Annotated in this window: 16 protein-coding genes and 1 pseudogene; 5 read left to right on the forward strand and 12 right to left on the reverse strand. The window is 32.4% G+C overall.

Annotated features, from left to right (window positions below; translation table 11 throughout):
* Window positions 1-195: 195 nt before the first annotated feature.
* A pseudogene (locus GWJ05_RS09110) lies at window positions 196-761 on the reverse strand (YceI family protein).
* A gap of 273 nt (window positions 762-1,034) precedes the next feature.
* Here GWJ05_RS09110 and GWJ05_RS09115 point away from each other — a divergent pair.
* Window positions 1,035-2,507, forward strand: a complete 1,473-nt coding sequence (locus GWJ05_RS09115) for an anion permease (RefSeq protein ID WP_036934758.1) — start codon at window positions 1,035-1,037, stop codon at window positions 2,505-2,507.
* Window positions 2,508-2,603: 96 nt separating this feature from the next.
* Here GWJ05_RS09115 and GWJ05_RS09120 read toward each other — a convergent pair whose 3' ends face one another.
* The 10 genes from GWJ05_RS09120 to GWJ05_RS09165 all read right to left on the reverse strand — a co-directional run bounded on the left by GWJ05_RS09120 (window position 2,604) and on the right by GWJ05_RS09165 (window position 11,872).
* On the reverse strand, window positions 2,604-2,900 hold the full coding sequence (locus GWJ05_RS09120) for a helix-turn-helix domain-containing protein (protein WP_036934759.1): 297 nt from the start codon (window positions 2,898-2,900) through the stop codon (window positions 2,604-2,606).
* A gap of 29 nt (window positions 2,901-2,929) precedes the next feature.
* Window positions 2,930-3,904: a fimbrial protein gene (locus GWJ05_RS09125; protein ID WP_036934760.1), complete on the reverse strand. Its 975-nt coding sequence runs from the start codon at window positions 3,902-3,904 to the stop codon at window positions 2,930-2,932.
* Window positions 3,905-3,912: 8 nt separating this feature from the next.
* Window positions 3,913-4,179 carry a helix-turn-helix domain-containing protein gene (locus GWJ05_RS09130; RefSeq protein WP_179951909.1) on the reverse strand — a complete coding sequence of 89 codons (267 nt, stop codon included), beginning with the start codon at window positions 4,177-4,179 and terminating at the stop codon, window positions 3,913-3,915.
* A 25-nt stretch (window positions 4,180-4,204) separates the two neighbouring features.
* On the reverse strand, window positions 4,205-4,696 hold the full coding sequence (locus GWJ05_RS09135) for a fimbrial protein (RefSeq protein WP_036934762.1): 492 nt from the start codon (window positions 4,694-4,696) through the stop codon (window positions 4,205-4,207).
* A 12-nt stretch (window positions 4,697-4,708) separates the two neighbouring features.
* A complete protein-coding gene (locus tag GWJ05_RS09140; RefSeq protein ID WP_036934764.1) occupies window positions 4,709-5,224 on the reverse strand; it encodes a fimbrial protein in 516 nt (171 codons plus the stop codon).
* Between the two features lie 87 nt (window positions 5,225-5,311).
* Complete coding sequence (locus GWJ05_RS09145) at window positions 5,312-7,822, reverse strand: fimbria/pilus outer membrane usher protein (RefSeq protein ID WP_036934766.1); 2,511 nt, start codon at window positions 7,820-7,822, stop codon at window positions 5,312-5,314.
* Window positions 7,823-7,846: 24 nt separating this feature from the next.
* Entirely contained in the window at window positions 7,847-8,515 is a 669-nt protein-coding gene (locus GWJ05_RS09150; protein WP_036934768.1) for a fimbrial biogenesis chaperone, read from the reverse strand.
* Between the two features lie 65 nt (window positions 8,516-8,580).
* The gene (locus GWJ05_RS09155) at window positions 8,581-9,111 is read right to left on the reverse strand and encodes a fimbrial protein (RefSeq protein ID WP_036934770.1); all 531 of its coding nucleotides are present in this window, start codon (window positions 9,109-9,111) and stop codon (window positions 8,581-8,583) included.
* Between the two features lie 639 nt (window positions 9,112-9,750).
* Entirely contained in the window at window positions 9,751-10,356 is a 606-nt protein-coding gene (locus GWJ05_RS09160) for a histidine phosphatase family protein (RefSeq protein ID WP_036934771.1), read from the reverse strand.
* A gap of 22 nt (window positions 10,357-10,378) precedes the next feature.
* Window positions 10,379-11,872, reverse strand: coding sequence for an SLC13 family permease (locus tag GWJ05_RS09165; RefSeq protein WP_052038448.1), 1,494 nt, complete (start codon window positions 11,870-11,872; stop codon window positions 10,379-10,381).
* Between the two features lie 109 nt (window positions 11,873-11,981).
* Here GWJ05_RS09165 and GWJ05_RS09170 point away from each other — a divergent pair, with 109 nt between their 5' ends.
* The 4 genes from GWJ05_RS09170 to GWJ05_RS09185 all read left to right on the forward strand — a co-directional run bounded on the left by GWJ05_RS09170 (window position 11,982) and on the right by GWJ05_RS09185 (window position 15,717).
* Window positions 11,982-12,896, forward strand: a complete 915-nt coding sequence (locus GWJ05_RS09170) for a LysR family transcriptional regulator (RefSeq protein ID WP_036934772.1) — start codon at window positions 11,982-11,984, stop codon at window positions 12,894-12,896.
* A gap of 122 nt (window positions 12,897-13,018) precedes the next feature.
* Entirely contained in the window at window positions 13,019-13,843 is an 825-nt protein-coding gene (locus tag GWJ05_RS09175; protein ID WP_036934773.1) for a VanW family protein, read from the forward strand.
* 176 nt (window positions 13,844-14,019) lie between these two features.
* Window positions 14,020-14,601, forward strand: a complete 582-nt coding sequence (locus GWJ05_RS09180) for a YebB family permuted papain-like enzyme (protein ID WP_087803301.1) — start codon at window positions 14,020-14,022, stop codon at window positions 14,599-14,601.
* A gap of 186 nt (window positions 14,602-14,787) precedes the next feature.
* Complete coding sequence (locus GWJ05_RS09185) at window positions 14,788-15,717, forward strand: Dyp-type peroxidase (protein ID WP_036934774.1); 930 nt, start codon at window positions 14,788-14,790, stop codon at window positions 15,715-15,717.
* Between the two features lie 103 nt (window positions 15,718-15,820).
* On the opposite strand, the gene GWJ05_RS09190 is transcribed toward GWJ05_RS09185, so the two are convergent.
* Window positions 15,821-16,168, reverse strand: coding sequence for a hypothetical protein (locus tag GWJ05_RS09190; RefSeq protein ID WP_036934775.1), 348 nt, complete (start codon window positions 16,166-16,168; stop codon window positions 15,821-15,823).
* Window positions 16,169-16,812: the final 644 nt, after the last annotated feature.

A 16,812-nucleotide genomic window follows, 5' to 3' on the forward strand; every position in this document is an offset into this window, starting at 1 on the left:
AACAATAGGAAATAAAAACGAAGCAACAATTTTATAACATACAGCAATAAATCATTATTATCAAGAATTAAAAATAAACCTCTTTTCATCCCTATTTTTAGAATTTAACACTTTAACTTAAATTATATTTATTATTATAAAAAAACAAAAAAGCCTCATATTTAATAAGGTCTTTTCTATAAAATATGACTTAATTTATTGCTTAATAGCTTCAACTTGAATTTTTAATGTCATATTATCAGCCATCCCTTCTTTGACCAAAAAATCCACGCTCCAATCTGAACGTTTAATGGTTGTTTCAAAATCACCACCACAGACTGGCGCATTAAATACAGGACTTTCATAACAATTAAATTTGGTTGTTGTTAATTTAACTGGCAATGTTTTTCCTTTCATCGTTAATAGCCCTTCAATGGATGTGGGTTTATTATCGAGAAATACCATTTTGCTGAAGAAAACTGAATTGTTGGGTATTTATCTGTATCTAAGATATCTACACTTTTCACATGATTATCAAATGCCGTTAATCCCGTATTTAGTGTTTTAACTGGAATAGAAACGTTTATTTTTCCTATATTCTTTTCTGGTGAGTATGTTAAATCACCTTCAATTTCATAGAAACCACCACTGTTAGTTGAAGTATCAAAATGGTCAATATAAAACATTGCCTTAGTATGCGTTGGTTCAAGTTTATATTCATTGGCTTGTACTGCTGGCACAAGTAATAATGAAGATAATACGGCAGGTAAAATAAATTTCATTATAATTCCCTAATCTATTTTTATAGAGTAATACCCATAAAGAAAATATTTTATAAAAACATAAAGATACATAATCACATTGTATTTTAATAACACTAGGTTACATAAAAAATTTATTTTTAAAAATAAGTTAATAAATAATTTTATTTTTATGACATCAATCAATGAATATTTAATAATATGTTAATAACATCGTATTTAATAAAAATACTTATTAGCTTTACCTTTTACTTCCGATTATTTATTTAACCTGCAACCTAATGGAATAACCTGATGAACAAATTGACTCCATTAAGACCCATACCGACATTAATCGCCATCTCTATCACCCTGGTTATCTGGTTTTTTATTCCCATTCCAGAAGGCGTTGATCCCAATGCTTGGCATTTATTAGCCCTTTTTGTTGGTACTATCGCCGCCATTATTGGTAAAGCACTTCCTATCGGTGCTGTTTCTATTATTGCTATCGCATTAGTCGCTGTTACAGGTGTTACTAATCCTAATTCAACTAAAGCCGCTATCGGTGATGCATTAAGTGGATTTTCCAATGATCTTATTTGGTTAATTGGTATTTCCATTATGGTTTCAATGAGCCTAAATAAAACCGGACTCGGTGCTAGAATTGGTTATTATTTTATTTCACTATTTGGCAAAAGAACCATTGGAATAGCCTATTCATTGGCTATTGCTGAAACAATATTAGCCCCTGTAACTCCAAGTAATACCGCACGTGGTGGTGGGATTATTCACCCAATTATGCGTTCTATTTCAGACAGTTTTAACTCTAAAGCAGAAGATGGCACAAGTGGAAAAATAGGTCGTTACCTCTCTTTAGTGAACTACAATATAAATCCAATTACTTCTGCCATGTTTATTACGGCAACAGCTCCTAACCCACTAATTGTGAGTTTAATTATCAGTGAAACTGATCCTACACATGAGCTTAGTTGGTCTATGTGGGCAATTGCGGCTTTTGTACCCGCTATCGTTTCATTAATATTAATGCCTATCGTTATTTATCTGCTTTATAAGCCAGAAATAACCAGTACCCCAAATGCCCCCCATTTTGCTAAAGAGCGTTTAGCGCAATTAGGGCCTATTTCATTACCTGAGAAAATAACCCTTGCAGTCTTCGCCTTATTATTAATTATGTGGGCGGGTGTACCTGCATTGTTATTTGGTGATGCGTTCAGTGTTAATGCCACAACAGCCGCATTTATTGGCTTATCGATTTTATTATGTACAGGTGTTTTAAATTGGGATGATATTTTAAAAAACAAAGGTGCATGGGATACCGTTGTTTGGTTCTCTGCCTTAGTAATGATGGCATCCTTCTTAGGAAAATTAGGATTGATTAAATGGTTGTCACTCAGCGTAGGGGCAAGTATTGATAGTATGGGAATAAGTTGGGTCAGTGGCATGATATTACTGGTACTAATTTATGTTTATTCTCACTACTTTTTTGCCAGTACCACCGCGCATATTACCGCAATGTTTGCCGCGTTTTATGCCGCAGGTTTAGCACTTGGCGCACCACCAATGTTATTAGGGCTTATTTTGGCATTCTCATCTTCATTAATGATGTCATTAACCCATTATGGTACAGGTACTGCGCCCATTATTTTTGGTTCAGGTTACGCCACATTGGGCGAATGGTGGAAAACTGGCTTTGTGATGAGTGTTGTTAACCTTATCGTTTGGATAACGTTGGGTAGTGTATGGTGGAAACTGTTAGGATATTGGTAAGAATAAATATCTACACTATAGGAGCATTAATGCCTAAGTACTCATGATTACACCATTTATCCAAATGATAAATCATCTTAGGCATTATTAATAAATTTATTGTATGAATAATACTTCAGCCATATAGTGATTTTTTTTATTATCGACTTTATCTTTATCAAGCTTATTATCTTCAATAAGCAAATCACTTAAAAAATATTCCGGTTCAACATCAAAAAGATAAGACAAACGATACAGTGTTTCAGCATGAATATTAGTATCTCCATTTTCATAACGAGATTGATGTTGCTGACTAACGCCAAGTAATGCACCGAGCTCATCTCCAGTCATACAATACATTTCTCTCAATTTTCGGATCTTTTTTCCAACTAATCTTGATATTTTCTTATTCATAAAAACATCCTCAAAATAAATAAAATATATTATTCATATAAAATATTTACTGTTGCTACTGAATTTGCAGTGCCTGCTGTTATCTTATTACTCGTCTTGATATAACGCGCTTTCCAATTAAAAATATAATCACCAGAAGAAACATTGTTTTGTAAATTAAGTTTTGTATTTAATTTTATTGGGGTATTATTACTATTGACTATTTGAATGCCAATACCTGTTGCACGGTTAGAGCCCGATAAATTTAATTTTCCTGTGTTTGCATCAATATATCCGGCACTACTTGTCACCGTTGCTTTAATATTGGTTCCCGCGGCACAACTTAACGTAATTGGAATATTAACATTTTGGCTAACATCGCCGATATTTTTAAACTGAGTGTCATACCATGTTCCCAAATTAATATTATAATTGTTTGATTTTGTTGTACACTTTAGTGAATTTACTTTTATTGAACCAATTGGTATTCTCAATGTTGATAAAATCCATCGACTAGTATTAGGCAATGTATTATTTTGCTCCATACGTGCTAAATTCCCTCCCATTAATGTATTCGATTGAGTTACTCTGCCTGTTTTTATAATCTCAACAACCCAAGTTGGGTTATTAATTATATATTTTTGTCTTTCATTATCTTTGACGAAACTAGTATTTATATGACCAATATTAGTCATTTTTACTCTTATTCCAATACCAGGGATATTGGTTGCTGCTATCTTATTAGAATTAGGTGTCCATCCATTAATAAAACGCCCAGTAATAATAGCATTTCCACAGAGACCATTATCCCCTTCATATGATGCTGTGTAGGGTGGAAGATACGAAAGTTTAATTGTATCAAGTGTTCTTGTCGTCAGATCGTCATATTGAATATTAAAAACTCGATTGGGTACATTAACAATAATATTTTTATAATTAGGATTCTGTATGCATGCAGCAGTAGAGTAAGTAGAATAAATTAACACTCCACTTAATAATAATGGCTTAATTATTATATTTCCCATTTTTAGCCTCATTCTTTTTTTAAAAGAATAGTTTTAATTTCACAATTATCTTTTTCATCTAAAATAAAAAAGTCTTTTATATGGATATTAAATATCTCTGCATATTGATTAAGTCTATCCAGGCTAATTCTATTAATCCCCCGTTCATATCTTGATTGTTGCTGTTGGCTAACTCCAATGAGTGATGCCAATTCATCTAACGAAATCCCCTTCATTTTCCTATAATAAGTAATTTTCCTACCTATTACTTTTGATACAGGATAGCGATTAATCACTTTCTACTCCTAGGTTAAGTAGTTTTTAATTATAAATTAATGTAAATTCAAGATGACTTTTAAATGTTCCTGTACTCATTCCATTGCCGGTTTTAATTAATCTTGCTGCTAAAAGATATTCAGCCATTTTGGTTTGGCTATTAATTATTGCCTCTAATTTAGTTCCATTTTTTACTATCGTTTTATTTTTATTTTCTATTAAATTTAATGCGATATTTTTTGCAGTTCCATTATTGATAAAATAATTTCCATTATTAGGATCAGCAGTACCAGCTATCGTTATCGTTGCTTTTTTTGTACTTACTGGACAATTTTTTAATTTTATTGAAAAATCGATCCAATCTGTGTTCTGATTATTTTGTAACTCTCTAATATTTACTTTCTTAAAGTCAATTAAATAGTTCTTATTCTCAATCTCACAAGGCGATACTGTCACTGTTCCATAAATATTAATATTTACAGTACTCGCCATTGTAAAAGATGAAAAAAATAGAAGTAAAAAAATTATCGCTTTCATATTATTTCTCTTTTATAAATAGATAATATTTGCAGTCACTTTTGCTGATATTGTGCCTGGCGATCCCTTTCCTGATGGACTAAACGCTCGTGTTCGTAATCCCAATTTAATGCTAGTCTGCCCATTTAATGTAAGGAATAGCGATTGTTGATTCCCTAGTTTTATCGTACCCGTCCAATTCTCTAATTGCACTGCGATATTTTCAGCACTTCCTTGATTTTTGTATAAACTACTCGAGTCAGCCACATCAGATATACCTGAAAACGTAAGCTTTATTTGATTAATTGCCGTGGAGCAGTTTTGAAACTCTATATTAAACATATTCCAGCTAGAAGCTGAATTTGCCTTTTCAAAATTAGCTGCTGGTATATTTTTCAAATCAACATTTATATTATCGCCACTCGAAACATTGCATGTAGCGATCCTAATATTGCCAGTAAAATTTAAATTAACACTGTCTGAAGCCCAAGATATAGGGCTTATTATTAGAGCGTTTATTAAAAATAACTGATTAATTATCTTTTCCATTCTTATTTCCTACACGTAGCAGATATCGACAGCTATATTTTAATTAGCTGTAATACTATAATTGGATGAATAAAATATTTATGTTATTTATTTATGACAAACTACGGTAGTCTTATAGAGACCTAAATAATGAGAATCATTTAATAAATTATAATTTGCACTACATTGTTTATCATTATACTTAACAATAAACTCACCTTTTCCACTTAATCCAGATAAATAAACTTCACCATCATTACCTACAATGCTATTCAATTGAGGATTATCTTTAAAAATCACCTGCGCTCCAAAAGGAATTAACTCATCATTTTCTAGTGTTAACGTAATTAATGCACGATATCCGACATTCGCAGAGAATTTTGCTTTTACTAATGCACCACGACTAGGGGAAACGGTCTGACTCGTTAATGCCATTTCTGTATTTTCCGGTAATGCTGTAGTATCAATATCAATTGCATTTTTACGATATGGAGTAATATAAGGCACTAAAGCATAACCATAACTGTTAGTTTCTACCCCAGATTGATTTAAAATTGTCACATTACCTGCATCAGGAATATCAACAATAGCAGCAGTTTCACCAAGTTGTTGACCCAAAACTACCCCCCCTGAATGAGCAACTAAACTACCATTAATGCCATAATATAAATTATAGTTATCCTTACTATATCCACTGCCTCCAGTCACTTCACCGTATTTACCCTTATACGATGCGTTTAAATTACCAGAAGATCCTTGATCTTGATTCGTAAATGCTTGCTGTAGACTCCAATTTAATCGATTATTTAATTGAGATGCGGATAATCCCACACTTCCCGTACTCGAACTCTGACTACTATTATTTGTATTAAAGTTATAATAAAAAGTATCGTCAAAGACACTAAACGGCACACTTACTGAAAGCGCTAATTGATGCTCATTCTCACTTTTAGAATAGTTACTTGATTTATAAGAATAAGTATTTGTATTTTTATTATAGGTATAATTCAAACCATAACTAATCCCTTGCCAACTATTGTTATAACCCAGCGTCGCTGACTGCGTTTTTCTATCGCTATTCCAATAATCTTCTCTTACATACCCTACAGAAAGAGAGCCGTACCGCTCACCCAGATTTTGATTAATCGTAATTTCCGCACGATTACGACGGCGTTCAATTTCTGGCGCATTGGCGCCATTCCGATATTCATCAAAAACCTCCGATAAACTATAATATCCGTCAGTCGAATAGCGATACCCTGCTAACGCAATATTTGTTCCTGTCGTATTTAGGTTTTTGTTATATCTAAAACGATAAGACTGTCCATGTGATGTGTTACCATTATTTAATGTTGAATTTGCCTGTATAACATCAATGGATATTGCACCAAATGCCCCTAAATTTTTTCCCGCACCAATAGAATATGATTGATAGTTATTGCTCAGCTGGCTTCCCCCATAGACTGTTGTTCCATAAGGTAAACCATAAATTAATGTAAATTGGCCAAATTTCTGTTTTTCAATATCGCTGTCATAAGCACGATACTCACCTCCTGTGATGCTATAAGATAAATAACCTTCACGCTGTAAAACAGGCAAAGAAGCAAATGGTACGATTTGATGCTGTTCACTCCCATTAGATTCTTTTATTGTGACGTATAAATCTCCACTACTCCCTGTGGGATATAAATCATTAATCTCAAAAGGCCCTGCGGCGACTTCTGTTTGATAAATCGTATAACCATTTTGCCTAATCGTTATCTGAGCATTACTACGTGCGATACCGCGCACAACAGGTGCGTATCCACGTAAACTCTCAGGATACATATCATCATCTGTAGAAAGCTGTCCCCCTCTAAAAGGCACACTGTCAAAAACAGATGAAGGTGATACACCATCCCCTAAAATTAATTGGCTTTTAATTCGGTTAATGCTTCGCGATAAATAAGTATAAACAGTATCCCACTTGCTCGATTTTTCATCACTATTAGACCAGGTGGTATAATTTCTCAAACGCCAAGGGCCTATATTTATTCCTGGTCTTAAATTAATGTAATTTGATGTTGTGTCTGACCCATTACTTTTACGATCATAATTTTTTGAACCACTATAACTGTAATTTAATAATAGCGCTGTAATACCATTATCTATATTACTCAGTTCAACAAACCCTCTAGGTTTTTTATTTAATGCTATTTGAGGAATACTTAAATACAAACGTTGAGAGTTAAACTCAAAATTACTTTTTGCATTAGGGATCACTGATAAATTTACACAACTATTTTCTTCTTTATTTAAACCAGAGTAATCTTCAGTTTTAATGCCAAATTTAGTAAGATCATTTACTGATAAACAAGGTATTAAATTACCATTATCTTTCTTTTCAAATTTAATATTTTCAGTAGAAATTAAATCAGTATTAACATAAACATCAACATAATACGTACCCGCTAATTGTTCATTATTTTCAAAGTGAGATAAGTCAATCGTACTTTTATTGGGTAATTCTAAAAAATCAGGATCAAAATAAACATTATCTAAATTAGAACTATTTGCATATAACGAGGCTGTATAGCCTAAATATAAAAATAGGCTAATACATATCTTATTCATTTTCATATTAAAACCTAAGTTTATAGAAGATTATATTTTTATCTCTGATAAATCAGTAATCGCACCATAATCATTAATAACTTCCCAATTGATAGTGCCATGTACCTCTTCACTATTAATATCAAATGATTTTACTGAGTAAGGGGCGACATAAGAAACATCCTCAACAGCCTTATTGTTAAACTTAATCATTTGAAAATTAAAAAAATAAGGGGTTGGGTTTTTTACATTTATTTTATTTCCCACTTTTGACCACTCTAACTTTTTCTGCTCTTCTACAAAGTTGACATTTTTTAGCTCTTTAGGTCTAAAAATTAATTTCATCTGAGTCTTAAATGCAATTTGTAAAGAATTTTCTGTTCTCTCTGTCGCTGGAATTGTTTTTATATTTAACCAAAATAGTGATTCTCTATCACTAGGCAAATTATTTTCAGTTAAAAATATTCTTAATGCATTTGTATTACTACCATTTAATCTGAATAATGGAGGCGTTATAACAAAGTTTGATTGTTTTTTCTCATTAATATCATCAACCCAAGATTGAATTAAATAGGGAATATTATCAGGATTTTCCACACTAATACTGACGTCTTTTTTCCCTTCATCATAAATAACGCGAGTACCACCAATAACAACACCAGCATTTGCTGTATTAAAAAAAACAAACAAACAAATAAAAGAATAGATAATAAACTTCATATCTTCACCATCAATAGAGTAAAAAGGTTCAATTCCCTTTAAACCTTTTTATTTTTTAGATAATATTAATTATAATTAATAGTAAATGTTGCATTACCATTTGCAGGACCTGCAGTTACAGTATCGGATTTTGCGATATAACGAGCACGGAAATCCAAATTATTTACTACACCAGCACCAGTTTTTAATGGATAAACTTTAGAAGCAGTAAATAATGGAACGACCGTATTTGTATCATCTGTAATTTGAATACCCACACCTGAAGCTACACCTGTTTCTTTTTTCAAAGCGATAACACTATCGTCACCAGAATAAGATTCCGCATCAAATTTTACAGCAGCACTACTCACTGTAGCAGGACAATTAATTAATTTAATTGTAAACTTTGTTGCTGCAGCGGTACTACCTGTACTTGGTAATGCTGTTTTAGATACCTTACCTAAATTCACCTTTAATGCATCAGAACCCGCAGCTAATTCACAAGCGTTATCTATAATTTCACCTGTAAAATCAATAGTGCCATCTGCAGCTAATGCATTATTAACTACAAAAATAGAACTACTAGCAATAAACATTGCAAGTAAACTTTTCTTCATTTATTTTTCTCCAATAGGTCATTCTTAATATATTTATTAATATTATTTTAATATATTGATTAATCCACTCATCAACATCAAATAAGCAATTAACTCAATATATGAGTATTATCTAATTGTTTTTTACAATAAACAAGTTTTGGTTATAGCGGTATAATATTCAATATTTTGATTTAAATCAGGATTTAAAACTAGATAAACTCTTTATTAGTTAACTAATGAACTTTATTTTTAATTATTTAAAATTTTCATATCTTGATACAACATTGTTAAATCAAAATAAAAGTTAAACACTATTTTTTATTAATAAAGAATTTTTTATTTTATTTTGTAACTCATATAGTGTGAATTAAAAAAATATTATTTTTGCTTAATAATATATGATATTTTTCATTCAATTTTGATTACTTTAAAACCTTAACGTATTATTTTTGAACAAAATTTGATTTAACTTATCAGTTACAACTTGAACGTCAAAAGAATAAAAAAATATTGTATATAAAATATATGATTCAAATTTTTTACATAAAAAAAGAGCAAGGTTCCCCTTGCTCTGATTTAATATCTGAGTAATTCACTTAAATATATTTATAAAATTAAAACACTACAATTAATTTGATAATCAATTCTTATTAATATTTAATCAGCGACATTCTTATCTGGCATATAAGAGCCAATGTTATAAGCTTCTAATTTGGGTGCCTTACTCGCATTAGAGTCAAAATTTAATATTGTTATTGTACCTGGTGTTGCCGGTAATAAGAATTCAGGTGATAGATTTAAAAATACTTTGCAAGCTGCTCGAATAACACCACTATGCACGACAGCTAATAAATCACTATCCTCTTTATGTACCCACCTTTGTAAGGTGGTACCGATACGATCGCAAAAATCAAACCAATTTTCACCTTTAGGTGGCGTATATGTCCCAGCTCGCCAATTTTTATATTTATCAGCCTGATGCCTTATGAGTTCTGGTTTTCGTTGCCCTGTCCATTCTCCCATATTTAATTCACGCAATAACGGTTCTTTTACAGCTTCTGGATGACCAACAATTTCGGCTGTTTGAACTGTTCGGCCTAAATCTGACGTAATAATCCGAGCGGGTGATAATAATTTAATACTCTCTTTTATCGCTATTGCTTGATTAATACCTTTTGGCGATAAACACGAGTTAGCATGTCCTTGTAAGCGCGATTCCATATTCCATAAGGTTTCACCATGTCTTAATAAAATTAGTCTCATTATTATTCCTTAATTTAATGGGTTATAAGCCATATCCAAGAATTTGGAACCAAGTAAATATCGCGATAGAAATTACTGATGCTCCAATAAAACACGTAATTAACCCGTATTTCATTTGCTCTAATACACTAAAATAACCTGTTGAAAAATAGATGGTATTTACTTTTGAGTGAGGTGGTAAAGTAATGGTATAAGTCAGTGTAAATGATGCTGCTAATGCTAATGTAACGGGATCCATACCTAATGTTTTAGCAAGTGCAATAATAGCTGGAATTAAAATGGTTGTTTTCACCGTCTTACTGGTAAAAATCAAATGGCTGTACATACAGATAAAGACAACCACAATATAGACCATGGTAGTACTCATATTTTCGAGCCCAAGTCCATAAACCATTTTACCGATTAACCATTGTGCTCCTTGCGTTGACTCTAAAGTATTACCTGCCGCATAAGCCCCTGCTGCAAATATCATTAGATCCCATTTGATATTGGCTTCATTCCAAGTTAATAAACCTATACGGGGCATTAAACAAAGAATAGCGGCAATAACAGCCGTCATATAGACACTAATTTTAAACCCTACGACATCCTGATGATAACTTTCTGTTGCCCATAAAAAGACTGTCATCAAGAAGATATACATAGCTTTTTTCTCATTAAGTGTTAAAAAGCCAAGTTCTGAACGCTCTTTTTTTAATTTTTTCAAAGAACCTTCAAAATCAACTTCGCCTTTAAAAGAGAAAAGCTTTAATCCGACAAAGAATGAAAGAGTCATCCCTATTAAAGCTAATGGGAAGGATGCAATTAACCAATCAATATAACCAATAGATCCTCCCGCTTGTGAATTGATAAATCCAACCGCAATAATATTAGCAGCAGTTCCTGTCATGACACCCGATGTCGCTAAAGCATCAGCCTGAACTCCCTGTAACATCATTAATTTTCCATAATTACTTTTCCCTGGAATAGCCTTATGCACTTCAAGCAAAATCATACAAATAGGCACCATTAACGTTGCCCTTGCCGTTGTTGAAGGAACAAAAAACACAATACAAAAATTTATTAATACAAGAACAAAGAGCGCTTTTTTAGGTGTTTGACCAAAGTTGGTGATCATCCATAACGCAAAGCGTCTAGCAATATTTGATTTGATCATGGCTGAGGTTAAAACAAATGCGGAGACCATTAACCAAATAACGTCATAACCTAATGTACCAAAAACGACTTTTTCTTTTGTTACCGTGCCAGTCATTGGCAGTAACACAATCACTAGCATTGATGTTAAATAAATGGGTAAAGAGCCACAGACCCATAGAATTAATGCAGCACAGAAAATAGCAATCGCTTTTTGTCCTTCAATACTTAATCCATCAGGCGTTGGCATAAAAAACAAAGCCAGTAATACCAATAAAGCTAAAGGTATTCCTATTGTTTTTAATGTGATTTTCTTACCATTTTTTTTTGGTGATGATGGCGCTGGTTTAGCGATATCATCTCGCTTCGCAGTCTTTTCCATAACCGATTCCTCTTAATATGTAGGGTGGGAAGTTCAGTATAGAAATATTGAGGTATAAAGATAATTGTATTATTATATTATAACTATAAAAATAATTTATGGTCTTGCTATGAATTTAAGCCAACTTGATGCCTTCCTCTTACTCGCAGACGGTTTTAATGTTACCGAAACCGCAGAGCGCCTATTTTGCACTCAGCCCAGTGTGAGTATTAAAATTCGAAAATTAGAAGAAGAGTTACAAACAACATTGTTTGAAAGGATCAACAACCGGCTTTATTTAACGCCGCAAGGTAAGGTGTATCAACAATACGCAACCCAGATTATTAATCTAGTTAAATCCTCTGCCGAGCATATGCGACAATTTGATGATCCCTCTAAAGGTGAAATTAAGTTTGGTGCTAGCCATTTTGTTGGTGTTTACCTATTACCACAAATTATGGCGCAATTTAGAAAACAGTATCCAGACGTCAAACTCAGCATGGATATTTCAAGTTCAACACAACTTATCCATAAACTTGATACTCAAGAATTAGAGTTTTTAATCATGTCAGATCATATCTATTTAGATCCGACTGAATATCACCTTGATACCTTTCTTATCGATCCTCTCGTACTTATTTGCTCTCCAAAACATTGGTTAGCTCAAAAGAAACATTGTAGATTTTCTGATATTGCATCCGAAGTTTTTCTGATCAAACCAGAGCACTCTGCCACTCGTGATTTTTTATTAGATAGGATCAAAGAAAATAATAAAGAGATTAAAAATGTAATGGAAATAAATAGTTTAGAAGGGATCAAGCAAGGTGTTATTCATGGATTAGGAATTTCCGTTTTATCTCGCTTATCTATTTTGCAAGAATTAGAATCAGGCCTTTTATGTGAGATTCCTTTTGATGATATTCAATTTAGTCGGGGCATTCGTTATTTTCATCATAAAGAAAAGTATATCTCTCCTGCCACTAAGAATTTTTTATCTGTCTTACAATCTCAAGCCAAAATTTTAACTAAAGATATCAATAAGTAAATTGATTATCTAATCTCTTATTTACTCTATTTTAGGGATATTCGCGTATCAATATTTTTGTTAAATCGTTATGATACACCCTCTATTTTCCTCCTTTCTGTAACATCATTTAAAAGGATTTTATGCGCAAAACACTTTCATCTTATCACCCTATTCTTTATATGTTGAGAGTGGCTCAGCGACGTTTATTTCGTTCGCTGAGCTGGCGGTTTTCTGGACGAAAATACAGCAAAAATGTTCAACAAGAACAACGGCTTCCTTTCCGTTATATCAAACACACATCTAAATTAATTAGCCGTCGTGGCGATACTGATCTTCAATTACAATACAATAAGATAAAAAATCTTAAACTAGTTGAAAAAGCGCTTGATGGTGTCATCATCCGCCCTGGTGAATATTTCTCTTTTTGTTATTTAGTTGGAAAACCGAGTTATAAACGAGGTTTTATTGATGGTATGCAACTTTCTTACGGTGAAGCCAAAAAAGGTGTTGGTGGAGGAATTTGTCAGGCAAGTAATTTAATTCATTGGTTAGCACTACATTCTGAATTAAAAGTAATTGAAAAAGCTAATCACAGTTTTGATCCCTTCCCTGATGAAGGAAGAGTTCTTCCTTTCGGATCCGGTGCGGCTATCTTCTATAATTATGTGGATTTAGTTTTATATAATCCAACACCTTATGATTATCAAATTAGATTACATGTCGCTGAACATCAGTTAGAAGGTGAACTCCTTTGTGATGAAGTGAGGAAATACCGTTACCATCTCTACGAAAAATCCTCTGCTTTTATCAAAAAAGGAGAGCACGTATATCGCTGCAATGAAATCTGGCGAGACATTTATACTAAAAATAATGTGGGTGCTTTCCCTAAGTTACTGACGTCTGAATTACTTTATAAAAATAGTGTTGTCGTAAAATATAATATTCCAGATGAACAATTAAATTAATCAAGTCATTATTTTTAATACTCTAATTATGAATAACATCCTTCTAAAAATTAAGGTTACATTAAATTAGAAGTCACTTTTATTTTAAAGTCATTGAGTTATCAAATAGAAATCCTATCTATTTATTAGAGTCAAAGAATGATAATTATTACTTCTATTAAATAGGTAATATAATGATGTTAAAAATTGATTATCCACAAAGATTAGAAGTTGGTGATATCGTATTTACCTGTATTGGTACCTTTTTATTTCGTCAAATTTCCTCCGCTTCTTTATGCTGGAGTAATCATGTTGGCATTATCATAGACCATAATGGGGAAGATTATTTAGTGGCAGAAAGCCGTATTCCACTCTCAACAACAACGTCATTAACACGTTTTATTAATCGCTCATCAGATAAGTGCTATGCAATACGCCGTTTAACGACACAATTATCTGATGAACAAAAAAATACACTTATCGTACAAGTTCCCAAAAAGTTAAATAAGCTTTATCACACGGGTTTTAAATACGACTCTCCCCGCCAGTTTTGCTCTAAATTTATTTTCGACATTTATAAATCAGCACTTTCTATTCGTATCGGAGAAATCGAAACCTTCCAAAAATTATTAAGTAAAAATCCTAATGCTAAATTACAATTTTGGAAACTATGGTTTATTGGACTAATACCATGGGAGAGAACCACTGTCACACCAGCAAGTTTATGGCAACATCCTGCTCTCTCTTTAGTTTATCAACGCCATGAAAATATTAATTAATATAGTTTATTAGCATTATAAAAACAGAGAAACTAATCGCCTTTTCGATACTGTTTATTCATAAAAATCAAAACAAAAAGCCCCTCTCTTTGTAATAGAGAGCGTTTTGGTGTAAAACTAAAAAATAATATTTTTTAAATATGACTTAATTACTATTCATTCATTGTTCGTCATTTAGGGATCATTATGAAATACCAAGATGTCACGAAATCACCCTGCGAGAATGCTTATTTTTTAGTTTTTAATCTCACCCTTTTACCTGAAAGCCGCAGGATTCTGATCGATTTTTGTAATAATTTTTCTGGTCTTATACGTAGTATGAGAACGCGCTTTCCTGAATTAGAAACCAGTTGTGTAATAGGATTTGGTGCAAATGCATGGACAGCATTATTCCCTAATCAATCCAAGCCAAAAGAGCTGAATACGTTTAAAGAAATCAAAGGTGAGACTTATACCGCTGTTTCTACACCTGGTGATCTCTTTTTCCATATTCGAGCTCTCAAAGTTTCTGCTTGTTACGAATTAGCGTCTATCATCAGCCAAAAGCTAAAGAATATTGTTACACCTGTCGATGAAGTGCATGGATTTAGATATTTTGATGGGCGTTCTATAATTGGTTTTGTCGATGGAACTGAAAACCCTGAATATGAAGATGAGCGTGTTTCTTATGCTGTAATTGGTGATGAAGATCCTGAATTCAGCGGTGGCAGTTACGCTTTTGTACAAAAATATATTCACGATATGGAAGAATGGGAAAAGCAACCCCTCATCGAACAAGAAAAAGTCATTGGTAGACATAAATTCAATGATGTGGAATTAACCGATGAAGAAAAAGAGCCAGGTTCTCATAATGTTGTCACCAATATTCAAGATGAAAACGGCGAAGATTTAAAAATTGTCAGAGCCAATATGCCTTTTTCTAACCCATCAAAAAATGAATATGGTACTTATTTTATTGGCTATGCTCGCTATTTTTCGACAACCAATCGTATGCTAGAAAATATGTTTACAGGCACACCTGAAGGTCATACGGATAAATTACTTAAATTCAGTACCCCTGTAACAGGCACATTATTCTTTGTTCCATCAGCCGAATTTTTAGATGATTTAACCTAACATAAGAAATAAATCAAAATTCTCTTAATTTATAAAGAATTAGCCAGATATTTTACTCACTAAACATAAAAAGCCATCTATGATGGCTTTATTTCAGGCACAATTACAAACCAAATACATTAACATAAAATTCTTTGCCGTCATCAGTACTTTCAATGGTATAGGTAATTGGGATCGAATTTTTACCACCTTTGCCCTCAAAAGAAAGTTCAGCTGCACATGAGTAAGTATCTCTTTTTTCATCATGCTCACGAGTACGTACGCTTTCTACTTTGATCTTAACTTGATCAATCAACGCAGCCATTTTTTGATCACGTAATTCATCTTTTGTAATATCAATCACTAAATTTTTAGCTTCAGTGCTATTACAGTTAGGTGTTGCATCACTACATCCTACTAACGGAAATGCTAATACACCTAATAAAGCTAATTTTACAATTCGAGTTTTCATACTGATTATTTCTTCCTTGCTCACAAGATAAAATAAATTTTTCAGTATTTTACCTAATAATTATATCGCAACAATATAGAGTAATAATAGTTAGAATAAGATAACGATAGACATTAATATTTTGGCGTTAAGATACTTATTAAGTCAAACCTATAAACTTTAATACCAATATGAATGAGCTTCTATTGCTTGTTGATTAATCACACCAATAATGTCAGCGCGAATATTCCATGTTCTCTTGCGTTCTTTATTACCTACTGCATGAATATAATAGTGACTACTTTATTGAGTACTAATTTGTCCTGTTTCCTAAATAATCATCAACAAACCGGTAAATCACGCTGCTATCATTATTCGTTGTTGTATTAAATATAATTGTGTATTTGCTGATAAAGCCCACCTTAATGTATAAATAGTTTTACGTGATGGTGATAATAGACGAGGAGGTATTCCTTTGATAGTTATATCCCATTTTTGCAATACGCTGTAGAAGGTAATGTTCGCTTCAGCGCCAATTAATACGCTGTTTCCTTTATCATCAAAATTACCTATCCTAGTGAATAAAACTATTTGGCTTTTGGCTTAAAAAGATATTTATATCATTAAAACAACGGACTGTACCTTGTGATATGATCGAACCATGC

This window comes from Proteus sp. G2626 (assembly GCF_009915985.1).
Classification (GTDB): Bacteria; Pseudomonadota; Gammaproteobacteria; order Enterobacterales; family Enterobacteriaceae; genus Proteus; species Proteus vulgaris.

Excerpts from the sequence above, each read along its gene's own strand:
- GWJ05_RS09115 (WP_036934758.1), top strand. The coding sequence starts at position 1,035 with ATGAACAAATTGACTCCATTAAGACCCATACCGACATTAATCGCCATC.
- GWJ05_RS09120 (WP_036934759.1), bottom strand. The coding sequence starts at position 2,900 with ATGAATAAGAAAATATCAAGATTAGTTGGAAAAAAGATCCGAAAATTG.
- GWJ05_RS09125 (WP_036934760.1), bottom strand. The coding sequence starts at position 3,904 with ATGGGAAATATAATAATTAAGCCATTATTATTAAGTGGAGTGTTAATT.
- GWJ05_RS09135 (WP_036934762.1), bottom strand. The coding sequence starts at position 4,696 with ATGAAAGCGATAATTTTTTTACTTCTATTTTTTTCATCTTTTACAATG.
- GWJ05_RS09140 (WP_036934764.1), bottom strand. The coding sequence starts at position 5,224 with ATGGAAAAGATAATTAATCAGTTATTTTTAATAAACGCTCTAATAATA.
- GWJ05_RS09145 (WP_036934766.1), bottom strand. The coding sequence starts at position 7,822 with ATGAAAATGAATAAGATATGTATTAGCCTATTTTTATATTTAGGCTAT.
- GWJ05_RS09150 (WP_036934768.1), bottom strand. The coding sequence starts at position 8,515 with ATGAAGTTTATTATCTATTCTTTTATTTGTTTGTTTGTTTTTTTTAAT.
- GWJ05_RS09155 (WP_036934770.1), bottom strand. The coding sequence starts at position 9,111 with ATGAAGAAAAGTTTACTTGCAATGTTTATTGCTAGTAGTTCTATTTTT.
- GWJ05_RS09160 (WP_036934771.1), bottom strand. The coding sequence starts at position 10,356 with ATGAGACTAATTTTATTAAGACATGGTGAAACCTTATGGAATATGGAA.
- GWJ05_RS09165 (WP_052038448.1), bottom strand. The coding sequence starts at position 11,872 with ATGGAAAAGACTGCGAAGCGAGATGATATCGCTAAACCAGCGCCATCA.
- GWJ05_RS09170 (WP_036934772.1), top strand. The coding sequence starts at position 11,982 with ATGAATTTAAGCCAACTTGATGCCTTCCTCTTACTCGCAGACGGTTTT.
- GWJ05_RS09175 (WP_036934773.1), top strand. The coding sequence starts at position 13,019 with ATGCGCAAAACACTTTCATCTTATCACCCTATTCTTTATATGTTGAGA.
- GWJ05_RS09180 (WP_087803301.1), top strand. The coding sequence starts at position 14,020 with ATGTTAAAAATTGATTATCCACAAAGATTAGAAGTTGGTGATATCGTA.
- GWJ05_RS09185 (WP_036934774.1), top strand. The coding sequence starts at position 14,788 with ATGAAATACCAAGATGTCACGAAATCACCCTGCGAGAATGCTTATTTT.
- GWJ05_RS09190 (WP_036934775.1), bottom strand. The coding sequence starts at position 16,168 with ATGAAAACTCGAATTGTAAAATTAGCTTTATTAGGTGTATTAGCATTT.